10 protein-coding genes are annotated in these 14,306 nt (G+C 32.8%); 4 read left to right on the forward strand and 6 right to left on the reverse strand.

Annotated features, from left to right (window positions below; translation table 11 throughout):
* The first annotated feature begins 80 nt into the window (after positions 1-80).
* The 3 genes from CLV62_RS16620 (at position 81) to mobC (ending at position 4,932) form a co-directional block, all read left to right on the forward strand.
* A complete protein-coding gene (locus tag CLV62_RS16620) occupies positions 81-1,661 on the forward strand; it encodes a hypothetical protein (RefSeq protein WP_110311903.1) in 1,581 nt (526 codons plus the stop codon).
* Positions 1,662-1,712: 51 nt separating this feature from the next.
* A complete protein-coding gene (locus tag CLV62_RS16625; RefSeq protein WP_110311904.1) occupies positions 1,713-2,822 on the forward strand; it encodes a hypothetical protein in 1,110 nt (369 codons plus the stop codon).
* 109 nt (positions 2,823-2,931) lie between these two features.
* Positions 2,932-4,932 (forward strand): conjugal transfer protein MobC, encoded by a 2,001-nt coding sequence (gene mobC, locus CLV62_RS16630; protein ID WP_110311905.1) that lies wholly within the window; start codon positions 2,932-2,934, stop codon positions 4,930-4,932.
* A 27-nt stretch (positions 4,933-4,959) separates the two neighbouring features.
* Here mobC and CLV62_RS16635 read toward each other — a convergent pair whose 3' ends face one another.
* Genes CLV62_RS16635 through dndC form a run of 6 tightly spaced genes read right to left on the reverse strand, consistent with a single transcriptional unit; the run spans position 4,960 to position 12,574 of the window.
* On the reverse strand, positions 4,960-5,754 hold the full coding sequence (locus tag CLV62_RS16635) for a restriction endonuclease (RefSeq protein WP_110311906.1): 795 nt from the start codon (positions 5,752-5,754) through the stop codon (positions 4,960-4,962).
* Positions 5,755-5,759: 5 nt separating this feature from the next.
* The gene (locus CLV62_RS16640) at positions 5,760-7,004 is read right to left on the reverse strand and encodes a DGQHR domain-containing protein (protein WP_110311907.1); all 1,245 of its coding nucleotides are present in this window, start codon (positions 7,002-7,004) and stop codon (positions 5,760-5,762) included.
* Between the two features lie 6 nt (positions 7,005-7,010).
* Entirely contained in the window at positions 7,011-7,526 is a 516-nt protein-coding gene (locus tag CLV62_RS16645; RefSeq protein WP_110311908.1) for a hypothetical protein, read from the reverse strand.
* An 18-nt stretch (positions 7,527-7,544) separates the two neighbouring features.
* Complete coding sequence (locus CLV62_RS16650) at positions 7,545-9,122, reverse strand: DndE family protein (RefSeq protein WP_110311909.1); 1,578 nt, start codon at positions 9,120-9,122, stop codon at positions 7,545-7,547.
* Positions 9,112-11,235 carry a DNA sulfur modification protein DndD gene (gene dndD / locus CLV62_RS16655; protein WP_110311910.1) on the reverse strand — a complete coding sequence of 708 codons (2,124 nt, stop codon included), beginning with the start codon at positions 11,233-11,235 and terminating at the stop codon, positions 9,112-9,114. Before dndD ends, CLV62_RS16650 begins: the two co-directional genes overlap by 11 nt.
* Positions 11,216-12,574, reverse strand: a complete 1,359-nt coding sequence (gene dndC, locus CLV62_RS16660; protein WP_110311911.1) for a DNA phosphorothioation system sulfurtransferase DndC — start codon at positions 12,572-12,574, stop codon at positions 11,216-11,218. The genes dndD and dndC overlap by 20 nt, the downstream gene beginning before the upstream one ends.
* A 238-nt stretch (positions 12,575-12,812) precedes the next feature.
* Between dndC and CLV62_RS16665 the strand changes: the two genes are divergently transcribed.
* Entirely contained in the window at positions 12,813-14,204 is a 1,392-nt protein-coding gene (locus CLV62_RS16665) for a DUF4099 domain-containing protein (RefSeq protein ID WP_110311912.1), read from the forward strand.
* The last annotated feature ends 102 nt before the right edge of the window (positions 14,205-14,306 follow it).

A 14,306-nucleotide genomic window follows, 5' to 3' on the forward strand; every position in this document is an offset into this window, starting at 1 on the left:
AAAAACCTAAATAACTCACAATGCTGACAAATTTATTATATTTGAGTTTTCAATTATAATAAATTTCATATAAATTAAAGATGAAAACACGCACACTTGTTCTGATATTGATTTCTGTATTGACAGTAACTGATTTATACGCTCAATATTTTAAAGAAAAAGATATCAAATGGGCAAAATCTCAATTTATGGCTCGCAGGCAAGATGTTTTAGCTAACCATGAGTTATTGTGGCAAAAAGGAAACAACTTTATTATCCTTTACAATACCAAGCCTGCCTATGAATACAATGGTGATGAGATAGGCGATGTTTATTTTGTACAAATGAATCTTGAAACAGAAGAAGCTACACATCTGAAATTGAAGTTGAAAGATGAGAATGGGGAACGCCACTGGCATCGTCTGCATACAATAGGCGACACGATTTATATGTTCTCTACGGCACAAAACAAAAAAAATAGCACCTTTGATATTTTTGTAGAAACAATAAATAAAGAACCGCTAGAATATAGCAACGATATACGCAAAATTGGGGATATCAGCTACGGAGGCAATGTGGCAGGCGATGAGCTAACCAATTTTATTGTTACCTCATCGCCTAACAAAGAATTTCTACTGCTCAGTTATGCCATTATAGATGGAAACAAAAGAATAAACTTTGGAATTCAAGTGTTGAATAAAAACCTTGAAGTGGTTTGGAAAAGAGAGGGAGATTTTCCTCAGATAGAGGGAAAAGATATCAGACTCGAAAATTATTATATCGACAATGATGCTAATGTGTATTTTACTCAAAATAGATTTGATGGCTCAAACAAGATAGAAGAGTCATACCTAAACTGTTTTCCGGCTAATAGTCAAAACCCTGTTGTGAAAAAAATAGAGTTGCAAGGTGGCTTTCATCCCTTATCCTCATTAATTTTCTCCAACTCCAAAGGCAATGTTATTTATAGTGGCTTCTACTCGTTTTCAAAACTTGAAAGTGCCTTAGGTGTGTACTCCATAGCCTATTCTCTCGGATTAAAGGAAGTATTGGAACAAGATATTAGACCCTTTGACGACAGTTTTATTACCAAAGGGCTTAGCGAGAAAGAGGCTAAAAATGTATTGGAAAACAAAGCTAAGAATAAAGACTTCAACGATAACTTTGCCTACCAGATGGGCAGACCCATACTTCGCAACGATGGAGGGTATAGCATTGTGGCTGAAAATAAAAAGATCGCCATTCAGAAGTCTAAATCGTCAAGTATGAGTGCTATGGGCAATATCATCCACTACCACTTCAACGACATAATTGTACTTACGTATGATGAAAAAGGGAAGCTAAAATGGATGCAGAAAATCCCGAAAATTCAAAAACTAACAGGCCATGATGCACTTTTTGGTTCATTCTCTGCCAATATTGACTCGCACGACAATATCTACATTGTATTTAAAGAACACTCTGGCAGCAGTATGTCTGCAAAGGCACTACCCAAACTTTTTACGCTAGATAGTAGTGGCAATAACAGTTCTCAAAATTTGTTTGAAGATAATCAAGACCTTAGAAAAGAGTTTGCACCATTGCTCATACACAAGCTATCCGAATCTAAATATTTGTTGGGGTGTATTCGTCCTTCACGAAGAGGGACTCCCATCGAATGGGGAACAATTGATATTGAATAACTTTATTAAAAATACATTGACATCAGTTTGTAATTTAAGTCATATCAAATTATGGGAGCATTTTTCAATAATATTCAAGTCAAATCTATCGATGAAGATACTAATGCATTAAGAGAACGAATTATAAAGGCAATCACACTTCTGCATATCCAGAATGATTATGAATTGATAGAGAATGAAGATGATGCTGATAAATCCGTTATTGTAGCTTTTTCTAATGAAACGCCATGGATAGCTGTTTATGATGAAGAGACTATCATGAATTTTGATGTGCTGAATAATTTAGGACTAGAACTTTCTAAAGAGCAGGAAACTATAGCCTTGACAGTTTTGGTTAGTGATAGTGATTATGTTAGCCTTGGATATAATAAAAGTGGTAAATTGGAGGACAATATCTCTAATTTGAATGATTTAGTGAGCTTAGAAACAAGCAAACCCGAGATATGGGCTGACTTAACTTGCAGAAAGTCGTTTGGAGATATAGAGTCTGCGTGGAATAATAAAACAGTTTTCATAGAGAGCTTCTTAGAAGAATTTGGCAAATTGCTCAACATCTCTTCCAATCGTTTACTTGCGGGCTACTATGACATCAATGAGGATATTTCGTCTTTTGGAACTATTTTTCATTTTGCAAAGAAGAAAGATAAAGAGCAAAGCACAAATGCTGAACCGGTTAATCTTAATATGCTAGCCAGAGAGGGCTTTACCGATTTTAAGATAAATTCAACGATGAAAATAAAATGGATGATAACCAATTTTGGGGAATCTTCTATTGGTATGAACATAATGTTTGCTGGAGATGCTGTAGAACATTTATGTGTCAAACCCTTAACTGCTAAGATAAGTCACTACAAGCAAGATGAAAACCGAAAAGAATATCTTTGTGAATTTACAGAAACTACTGCAACCACTGGAGAAAGGTTATTCCATATTAATATAGAAGACTTTTATATTCCTAAAGGAGCACGTCCGGTTCCTGCCATCAAAATAAAAAAATGGCAAGATGATGTTGATATATTATACAATGCGGCAATAAATATGGAAATTGAGTTTCTAGCATTAAAAGCCTGTAAAACAGAATTGAGATTGTTTGTTGTTCCTCTTACTAATCGGCAGGGAGGTTCGTATTCTGAATCCTTAGAACTTACTATTCAAGAATGAACACATAACTAAAGCCTTATTTTAAGTTGTCCATTATTGGCAGTAAAATGTCACATCATTATATTGTTATAGATCATATTTTTGAGTTTAAAATTCAAAAATAAGTATTATGCAGAATGAAGATGATTTGAGAGGCCTCGCCAAAGTGATGGAATTCATGCGAGCCATTAGTATTTTATTTGTGGTCATCCACATCTATTGGTTTTGTTACCAAGCAATACTGGAAGGAGGTGTCAACATTGGAGTAGTGGACCGAATACTCCTGAATTTTCAACGTACAGCAGGATTATTTTCTCATATACTTTGGACAAAACTGTTTGCTGTTGTGTTCTTAGCCTTATCCTGTTTGGGTACAAAAGGAGTAAAAGAAGAGAAAATAACATGGAGTAAGATTTATATATTTCTATTCTTTGGGTTTATCTTTTTCTTTTTCAACTGGTGGATATTAGACCTACCGTTGCCATTAGTTGCTAATACAGCCTTGTATATATTTACTATGACTATTGGCTATATATTGTTATTAATGGGTGGTTTATGGATGAGCAGATTATTGAAAACCAACCTCATGGATGATGTTTTTAATATGGAGAACGAAAGCTTTATGCAGGAAACTCAGCTCATGGAGAACGAATATTCGGTTAATTTACCGATACTGTTTCAGTATCAGAAGAGACAACACAAAGGTTGGATCAATGTTGTCAATCCATTTCGGGCAACTATTGTATTAGGAACACCGGGTAGTGGTAAATCTTTTGCAGTAGTAAATAATTACATAGACCAACAAATTAGCAAAGGATTTGCCCTATATTGCTATGATTTCAAATATCCTGATCTATCAACGATTGCCTACAACAAGATGTTGCAGTATGCAGACAGATACGATGTTGACCCACAGTTTTACGTTATCAATTTCGACAATCCCGAACGTAGCCATCGATGCAATCCCATTGCACCTGAATTTATGACAGACATCTCAGATGCCTATGAATCAGCCTATACAATTATGCTAAATTTGAATAAAACATGGATACAGAAACAGGGCGACTTCTTTGTAGAATCTCCGATAATTCTACTGGCTGCTATCATTTGGTTTTTGAAATTGTATAATAATGGCAAGTATTGTACTTTTCCTCATGCTATTGAGTTTTTGAACAAACCTTACAAAGAAATATTTCCTATTCTTACATCCTACCCACAATTGGAAAACTACCTCTCTCCCTTTATGGATGCGTGGCACGGCAATGCACAAGAACAGTTACAAGGTCAAATAGCCAGTGCGAAAATACCCTTATCAAGAATGATCTCGCCACAATTGTATTGGGTAATGTCGGGCAATGATTTTACTTTAGATATAAACAATCCCGAAGCACCTAAAATACTATGTGTTGGTAATAACCCCGACAGGCAAAATATCTATGGTGCGGCTCTTGGTTTGTATAACTCTCGGATTGTAAAGCTGATAAACAAGAAAGGATTGCTAAAATCGTCTGTCATTATTGATGAGCTGCCAACTATCTATTTTCGTGGATTGGATAATCTGATAGCAACCGCTCGAAGCAACAAAGTGGCTGTTTGTCTTGGATTTCAGGATATATCGCAGTTAACAAGGGATTATGGCAGAGAGGAAGCGGATGTAGTTATGAATACAGTTGGTAATATATTTTCGGGGCAAGTGGTTGGCGACACCGCTAAAAATCTTTCGGATCGCTTTGGTAAAGTATTGCAGAAACGACAGTCGATGACTATCAATAAACAGGATAAGTCCACCACAATCAATACCCAATTGGACTCCTTAATTCCTGCTTCTAAAATATCCACACTCACACAGGGTATGTTTGTTGGCTCTATTTCCGATAATTTTGATGAACGGATTGAGCAAAAGATGTTTCATGCTCAAATTGTTGTTGATACAGACAAAGTGGCTGCTGAAAACAAAAAGTTTAAGCAAATCCCTGTTATTATGGACTTTCAGCAAACTTTCAAAAAAGAAATGAAAGAGGTTATCGAAAATAATTATTATAACATCAAAAAAGATGTAGCACAGATTGTCGAAGTTGAGATGGTGCGGATTATGAAAGATCCGGTGTTGAGTAAGTTGGTAAAGAAGTAAGAAGATTTTTACAATATTGAGAATTGGTTAATCCTCATTTAAAACTTCATCTAATGCATTAATAAATATGGGCAAATTCTCTACATCAACACCTAACTTTTTATCTATCATAATGTCAATTATAGTAGTTCCATCAATCATTATTATTGGAACTGCTCCTTTCTTGGTTGTCGCTTGCATTGCCTCTTTTGAGAATTTTGAAGTCGTAAAAAAAATTCCTTGCTCAAAATCACCTTGGATTGCACCTCTAAATTTATCGATTTCTGTTCTACCTACAGATGTTTTATTCCATCTTTTACATTGAACAGCTACATTTAAGTAAGAAATTCCAACCTTTAATTTACCATATCCATCTATACCCCCATCTTTAGATTTGCGAGTAACTTTCAAGTCTTTAAATCCATAGGTAGAGAGGAGTTTTTTACAAAAAATCTCAAAGACGTCTGATTCTATCGATTTTAATTGGTTTAACATTTGTTCTTTGAAAGTAAGAATATACTCTGTATGTCCTTTTTTCAAATCAATCAAAATATTTTTTTTTATCTTTTCTGTTATTTTAGTAGTCTGAGATTGACTCTCTATTTTTAGTAAGTCATATGTTCCATCATTTAAAATTTTGAAATGCTTTTTTGTGGAAGATGAAGCAAACTCAATACCTTGACAATGTCTCCTCAATTCAACCCTTAATACGTTATATGGATTCTGAGCTTTAAATTTATAATAACCTTTATCAAGAATTGTATTATAGATGGTCTTAATAGTTAAAGGTCCATTATTTTCTTCTAATACTTTTGAAATTGCTCCAATTATAGTCAAATTCATAGTTGTCAATCATTGATCGGTTGTATATGATTATTATAAACAATCCCATATGTCTCGTATATATTCCTAATCTCTTCTTGTAATCGATCTACATTTCCGTTATATTTCCCTAAAATATAGAGAAATATATTTCTTTTTAATGCGTCATTCTTAGCTAATATACGGTTGTTCCAAAAGATATATTTACAATTAGGTCCATTGAGATTAAAATCAATTAAGGATAATTTTCTAGAAAGAATTTCGAGTTCTCCTGATGCTAAAAACATCATATAGATTTTCACAAAAAGAACTTGCCCCACTGGTCTCAAAAATAAACTACCTCCAGTTTCGTTATTTCGATTATATTTTTCACCATTTTCAAAATATACAATTTCCTCGTTAATGCATCGTTGTATTTGAGAAAAATTACTGAAAAAATAATTCCAGAAATTAAATATATCTCTCGAATAACCTTCTAATACTTCGTCAGATGGACGTTTTGTATAATCAATATTATATGGCTTTAAAATTTCCTTATTTATACGATTTATAGTAACAAGAGTCGTAAAACTGACCAAATCATTGGCTCCAATATTAGCCGAATTAGAATCAGATACAGCATTTGTTAATTTTAAAATACTATGTGTTTCAACTAATCTGCGTGTTATAATCGCTGCAGCATCATCTTCATCTAATATTATTAACTCCGCTTCTTTCGGCTTTTCAGCATATTTGTTTAGAACAGTAAATAGTCTTCTAGTCTTTTCTTTTAAATTGTTATTATGTACTACATAGATTAGCGATACTTCTTCATTTCCAATATCATTGCTTTCCGCATACGCTGCTCTAAGTCCAATAAGTCGATGTTGCCCATCCAATGCGAAAATTTCTTCATCTCCAGATAAAGTTAATATGCCAACTTTGTTTTCAATAAAGTTTAATTCTTCATCATCAACTACCTCATTTTCGATACGAAAATGGTGTTCAATATCAAAATCTGACCAAACAGGATTTCCATTATGTATAGCTACAATAATGCTACTGAAAAAATGGTCATTATTGTTCAATAAATAATCTTTAATCTTTTCTATTCGTTTAAGATTAATTTCTCGTTGAAGTATATGATTTATATTTTCAGAATACAGTTCTTCAGATTCTGCTACAGTAATTATTCTATTATCTTCAACAATATCCTTAATTTTCATTATTGTACTAAAGTATGACCAATTCCCAATAACGCCACGAAGACTTGGTAAATTAATTTTTCTCATATCTTCTTAATTATATATACTTCTACTATTCACAGCTTCTTTTATTTTAAATTTATTATTCATTGGAGGAATCACATTATCAATTAGATTATCTTCAATTGCTGTAATTTCGTCATCAGATAAATGATCTAACTCATAATAATATACCCAAGTTTTATTTGGCCATAGGTTGGTTAACAGTTGTATATTTCTTCTTTTATTCCTATTGCCAATTGCATTTACATAATCGTAAAATCGTTTTTTAAAGGTATTATCACTTATCACTCTTCCAACATACATTAAGTAACGAGCCTCAGGAGTAAACGGGAAATTAGGCTCTACAAAAAACATATATATTCCCTTCCTTGAACTCAAATGTGCCTGAATGTTTGAATCGAATCTTACTTTAATTGGATTCTGTAAAATAACATTCAAATCATTTCTAATGTTTAACCATGAAGAAAGATTTAAAACAAAAGTTTTGATATTGTATATTTTTTCTGGGTTTAGATTGTTTAAGTCACTAATACTTAATGCAGTCATATTGTCCTAATTATCAGATTATGCTTTGTAAAACTGTTTTATTTCAAAAAGTTCTGCCCTAAGGCATTCTTTTATATTTGTGATAGCTTCTCCTGTTTTTATATTTTCGAGACTTCGAGCTGCTTTTACTCCCTCTTTATCACTAAATCCCATAAATTTACTGATCGCTTTTATATTACCAATATCATTTATTTTTAAAAGAAAAGATGTTTCACATTCTTGCGAAAAATCAAAATTACCTTGACTATATTCAGTTATACCTTGAGATAATAGAAATACAGAAACTCCATAAGATCTTATTTTTCTTAATACAACTTCCAGAATTTCCAACGATTTCTTTTCTCTAAATAAATCATGAGCTTCATCAATTAACAAAACATATCTCATCCCTCTATATTTATCTTCGACAGGTGTTCCTCCCATATTAGTGAACACATTAAATATATAATTAATTATTAGAAATACAGATGTAAATCGTACTGTATTATCTAATTCACCAGAAAGAGACAAATAATAATTATTATTCAAAAAAGAACTTTGATTTCCGTTTTTCTTTTCAAATAATTCATATTCGCTCAAACGTTCCATTAATTCGGTTAAAGTGTCTCTTTTATCACCCATTTTCTCAAGAATAATTTCATATATATCTTGTAAAGTAGGGTATTCCGCAACAGGTTTATCTATAAAGGATTCTTTGGTAGAATCTTTCAATATTTGTTGTTGTTTTTTACCAATATTAGAGTATTTAGCAATAATATCTACGAATTTATTGATACCAATAAGTTTATTTTTTTCATTTATATTATCGATGAAAGTCAGTGGGTTTAGAGGAAATGGATGTGCTGGTGCCTCTATGAAGGTAGTTTGAGTTTCTTTGAAAAACTTATCGTATTTAGGCAATTCACTCTCCTTCAGCCCCTTAAAGTCTAAAAAAAGGAAATTAACCTGTCCTTGAGTTTTAATAGATAATTGACGTAAAAATTCTAATGCAAATTGTGTCTTTCCTGTACCTGACCCTCCTGCTACAGCGATATGTTGATTATTATACAGTTCTGTATTATTGAAAGTAAAATAGACTGGTTCTTCAGTTTTTAAGTCTTTACCTATTTCTATAGGAATAGCTCCTGTAAAAATACTCTTGACTATATTTTGACTAAAATTATCCACAGGATCTAATGATACTGGAGCATCATCAATTAAATTAATACCTTTATCAATATGCTCCACCAAGAAATCAATAAATGTATAATCTTTATTGTTCTCAAAGAGATAATCTAATTGTTCGAGTCCATGGTCTAAATGTAATTTGACATATTTAGCAATATTCTCGTTATCTTTATTTATTCCATAGCATTGACATATTAATGCTATGTAAAAATCTTTATGTTTAGGTTCAAATAGAATATGATCTTTGTATTCTTTTCCTTGAGAATCAGAAATGCCAAACTCGCTCATAGAGAATCTCTTCCCAGATGATAATGAATATGTCAATGCAATTCTAGCAATCACATTTTCCTTACTCCCTTTAGGTAACTTTTGAGTAAGTTTTATGACAACAGCTTGATTTTGACGGGATGTACTTATATTAATTAACATTATGTATTTCGTTATATTTTTTGAATAATAAAGCAGGATTTACTACATCTATGAAAGAGGAATTATCTGGACTATTATTTTCTATAAGGTATGCTTTGTTTACTTTATTAAGTAATAATTCGTATTCCTTCTCTGTAAGTTCTTTATTCAAAAGAGGAAAAATTATGACTTGATTAGACACATTTGGGTAGAAATGTGTGATAATGTTTTCAGAATGAGTTTCGTCGAATTTCTGCATTGGACTATCAATAAAAACAGGAAAATCTATTTCAGATTCATCAACTAAAGCACTTAGTAAAGCTGATGCATACATTTGTCTTTCTCCCATTGACATTATTCCTTTGTCTATTTTTTCATCTCTATAATCATATAAGTTAATATCTACATCATCTCCAGAGATATTAATATCGACAAGTACTTTTTTTACAAATTCCTTTTTATGAAGCAATGTTTGAAGTCGCTCCATCATTTTCTTTTCCAATGATAATTTCTTTTCTTCTTTAAATCGAATCAAGAATCTTTTTATAGATGAAATTAATGATTTTGCCTCATCATCAACTTGTTTATTTTGTTTTGAGACATCTATTTTCTGAGATAGTAATTCTTTTTTCTGTTTAGCAGCCTTATTTTCGCCAGATAATTCTCCTTTTTGTTCACTTATAGACTTGATATCTTGTTCAATCTTTTTAATATCCTTATCTAGTTCATCTTTCTTTATTCTTAAAGAATGGATGTATTCATTCTCTGATTTTTTTTCAGCCTCCCTTATTCGTTTTTCAATAGCATAGAGTTCAAGTTTAGCTTTACTATGTTCCGCATTAATTTTCTCGAAAGACTCTTTAAAAGAAACTTGTAAGGTATGTATCAATTCATTAAAAGATCGAGTATCAGATTCTGAAAAATCGTGCAGTAAAGTAAAATTTTGCGGAATTTCATTGACCTCACTATAAAAATGCTTTTTTATAAGTATCTCAAATTGGGATTCATAAAATTTTTTAATTTCAATATTATCAAATATGATCTTTGTAGTTGATTTAGCTCTTTCAAGATCACTAAATATTGAATTTACTTTCTCCTCCACACCATCTAATCTTATTTTGTCTCGTTTAAATTTGATCTCATTATCTAATTGGGTTGCAACATCAGATAATAAATTACCAGCCAAACTAAATGGAATCAGATCATACAATCCCTTAAGCTCATTTTGCAATTCTTTAAGCCTTTCATCTAAAATAGTTCTATTAGAACGTAACTCTTCAAGTTGCTCTATTGTAAGTAAATTCCCTTCACGAATTAGCTTTTCTTGAATAATCCCTGACTCGTGTTTTTTCTCGACTTTCTCTGCTTCTAAATTTTTTTCTTGCTCTTCTAAATCTTCGAGTTTTACAGCAATACTATCAATTTTAGCTATTAAGTTAATGAACTCCTCTTTTTCTTTTGGTTTTGCAGATTCTCGTCTATAATCATCTTGAATACGTTCTAGGTTTTGACGTAAATCTTCATATTTTTGAATACCTAATACTTCAGAGTATGCAATGCTTAAATTTTTACGTTGTTCCAATGAATTTATTTCTGCTAAAGAAACAATCTTTTCAGCGTCGAAAAAGAAGAATTTAGCTACCTCAATTGGTAAAATAAAATCCCTTATGAATATTTCTTCTCCAGTATTTTTATCATCTCCAAGAGTAGCGATTAATTCATTAGGATAACCATCTATAAGAATTTCTAGAACATCTGATGTGTTAGTTGCTGTATCATAAGAACGTTTTATAGTAACTTCGCTACAAGTTATATCTGGAATTTTCACATTTGAGAAAGTCGTAGAAACGGAAAATTTAGTTTTTCCTTGAACTTTAGCTAATCTATTAAGACTATTTCCAATATATTTTCCATATCCACCTTTATCTTCTATTTCTTTTTTATATAACTCATCTACTTTATCCATATGACTACCATATAAACACCATACCAGAGACATAAGAAAGGTTGTTTTTCCATAACCATTACGCCCACTAATAATGATGATATTCTTATCCCCATCTGGCAGCAAATCTATAGTATTTTTACCTTCATATATACGAAAGTTTGTCAGCTCAATTTTTTTTATTAGCATTTTTTTTCGCTTTAATATGATCCTCAATTCTTCTTTCTATATCATTTTTCAATCCCCATCTTTTTTTCAGAAGTGATTTGTTTTTTTGCAGAATGAGAAGCTGTTGAATTAATTCAATATTATCAGGACAATCACTACAAACTTCTTTAAGAAGCTTGGATTCTAGCTCGAATTTTTCATTTTGGTCTTTCATATCTAGAGTTTTGTTATAAACTGTATTATAAATAAAGGAGACACTATTTTCAAAATTAAAATCTCGATACCAATTTACTTGAATCGCAATAAGTTCTTGGTCTGTTATTAGTTCTATTTTTGAATCAATATCTTGTAAATCTCTTTGAATAATTAATAGTCGTTCAAGAATACTTGTTCTATACTCATATGTATATGTTCCCATGTCATTAATTGCAGGACTACCATCACGACGAGTAGGCATTCTGTTATTTAGAGTATTGCGCTCATTCACTAAAGCTTCTCTAAAGTCATAGAGAGGCCTCATCCATTCTCGTCCGTTATTTATAAGTGATCTCATAGATTTGTCATCTTTCACTACTGTACAAGTCCAACAACCAAATCTACTTTGTCCACAAGAACCATGACTTTTGTCTGTAACAACTGTAGGGCACTCATAATCATCAGCACTTGCATCCATATATATGCCAAATAATTTAGAATTATCTGCACCCCAAGGAGACGGCATTGCATTAATTATATACCAAATCTCTTCAAGGAGTAATTCTTTTATTGGAGCATAAACATATGTGTTTTTATGTAATGTATGTTTTGTTAATCTTTTGCCTCGTATCTCATGTTTCTTTATTGATCTAGCTCGACTTGCACTCTCATCACTACGAGTTCCAATTAAAATTATAGCTTCACCATTCTCATCAACCTGTTCTATGATAAAACGAGAAGTGGGTTTAATTTTTAATTTTTCAGTACACCATCTAAAGGCGTTATTTGGAACTGGATAACCTTTACCTATGATGTTTACCCAAAAAGAATCTTCTAATCGAGGAATTGTTTTTCTAACGAAGATCGGAAGATCTTGTTCTCTTGCTGCTATCTCTATTTTGTCTAAGACTTCATTTACATATGATGCAATAATGGGGTTCTCAACCATTGTATCATTGCAGATAACATAAATAGGTCTTCTCAACTGAAAAGGAAGAGGGATCTCTTCTTTTATTCTTAATAAAGCCTTCCAAACTAAAGTCAAAAGAACAGTTGAATCCTTTCCTCCACTAAAACCTATAATCCAAGGTTTATAGCTAGTATCAGCATAAAGATATTGATCTAAAATTTCGTTAGTTATATATTCTATTCTTTTTGACATTATTATATGATCATTTCTTGATATTAACGAACAAAAATAACAAAACTAATTCAAATGGAGACCATTAAATGTACTATTACTGTAAAAGGTTATCATTGTAATTCCTTATAATATAATCCCAGACATCAGATGACACCAGATGTCATCTGATGACAGTTGTCTAAAAACTAACGATCTACACATCTTTTCATTCTAATTTTAGTGAAGCATTACTATTGATGCACCACTAATTTCCTATTTTATGAATGAAAAAGTAAACGACCAAGAAATTCTGCTGGTCACAGAAAAAGACAATAATGAAGTAAAAGCTGTAACGGGTCTCAACGAAGACGGAACACCCAAGACCGTCAAGCCCACCAAGGAGAATGAACCCGATTTCTTAAAAATCGACAAGAATGCCGATGTCCTAGAAAACTTCTTCAAAAACTTCCTGAGCCAGTGTAAAGATCCAACACACTTCAACTTCTTCAAGATTCCTTCGGATATGATTGAGAGCATTACACCCGTTCTCAAAGAGATGCTAAACAATCCCGAAAGCCCATCCAACAAAGAGTTTATCGATCAGTATAAAGTATTACCCGAAGCTTTTGCACCCCAAGCATATCAGGCATTAGACGAATCCCGTATCAATTGGGATCAGTTAGCCCAACTCGGAATCACGAAAGAGAAACTAGAAAAATCGGGCAGCTTGGAACCTATGCTCAATTGGCAGAAATCCCCAGTACTTGTAACCATCAAAACCGAAGCATTGGGCGAGTCTGTTTATTCAGATGCCCGTTTGTCTTTTCGGGAAGATGCAGAGGGTAATCTCAAATTGCGTATTCATAACATCCGCAATGCACCCGAACTCAACTATCCTTTTATGGGAGCAACCTTTACACAACAGGATAAAGACAATCTTCGCCAAACTGGCAACGCAGGACGATTGATTGAAATCGAACCTAAAGAGGGCATGAAGATGCAGGCGTTTGTCTCCGTTGATAAACTGACCAACGAATTGGTTGCTCTTCGAGCCGATAAGATAAAAATACCCGATGATTACAAAGGGGTGGTTTTGAGCAATGAGCAAAAGAAAGATTTAGCCGAAGGCAAAGGCGTGTATCTGGAGGATATGAAATCGAAAAAAGACACCTTGTTCAGTGCCACCATACAAGTGAATGCAGATCGAAGGAGTCTTGAGATACTTTTTCTCAACAATCCCAAGCAAAGCCAGTCCCAAAAACAAGCAGAAGAACAGAATGATGTACCTAAAACTTTTCGCAAGAAAGAATTAACCGAAGATCAGCGGGCAAGTTTAACCGAAGGTAAAACTGTTTATGTGAGCGACCTAAAAGACCGAAACGGTAAAAACTACAATGGCTATATCACTTGGAAGCCAGATGACCGCAAAACTGATTTCATGTTTCCGACAGACTATAAGAAAGCCTTAGAACAAGGAATTGTAAAACCTGACGACAGACATCAAGTACAAGTCGCCGTTAATTCGGAAGGGAAGACTAACGAAGCGACAAAGAAAGTGAAAGAACCATTAGTACAAGGGCAAACTGCTCCAACCGAGAAACAAAAAGAGAAGCAGGAGAATAAGCAAGAACAGGAAGAATCCCAACAACAATCCCGAGGGGTCAGAAGATAAAATCTGTATATTTACCACTGATTTCTACAATTTTACTATCATAGGCAACTATCTGTATCGGGAGGTACTTTGGTGGACTTGTAAAATTGGAAATTTAGTGGA

Origin of the sequence: Indolivaga alginatilytica, assembly GCF_003201355.1 — a bacterium.
Lineage (GTDB): Bacteria > Bacteroidota > Bacteroidia > Bacteroidales > Dysgonomonadaceae > Dysgonomonas_A > Dysgonomonas_A alginatilytica.

Coding starts and splice junctions, on each gene's coding strand:
- CLV62_RS16620 (WP_110311903.1), top strand. CDS start 81: ATGAAAACACGCACACTTGTTCTGATATTGATTTCTGTATTGACAGTA.
- CLV62_RS16625 (WP_110311904.1), top strand. CDS start 1,713: ATGGGAGCATTTTTCAATAATATTCAAGTCAAATCTATCGATGAAGAT.
- mobC (WP_110311905.1), top strand. CDS start 2,932: ATGCAGAATGAAGATGATTTGAGAGGCCTCGCCAAAGTGATGGAATTC.
- CLV62_RS16635 (WP_110311906.1), bottom strand. CDS start 5,754: ATGAATTTGACTATAATTGGAGCAATTTCAAAAGTATTAGAAGAAAAT.
- CLV62_RS16640 (WP_110311907.1), bottom strand. CDS start 7,004: ATGAGAAAAATTAATTTACCAAGTCTTCGTGGCGTTATTGGGAATTGG.
- CLV62_RS16645 (WP_110311908.1), bottom strand. CDS start 7,526: ATGACTGCATTAAGTATTAGTGACTTAAACAATCTAAACCCAGAAAAA.
- CLV62_RS16650 (WP_110311909.1), bottom strand. CDS start 9,122: ATGTTAATTAATATAAGTACATCCCGTCAAAATCAAGCTGTTGTCATA.
- dndD (WP_110311910.1), bottom strand. CDS start 11,235: ATGCTAATAAAAAAAATTGAGCTGACAAACTTTCGTATATATGAAGGT.
- CLV62_RS16665 (WP_110311912.1), top strand. CDS start 12,813: ATGAATGAAAAAGTAAACGACCAAGAAATTCTGCTGGTCACAGAAAAA.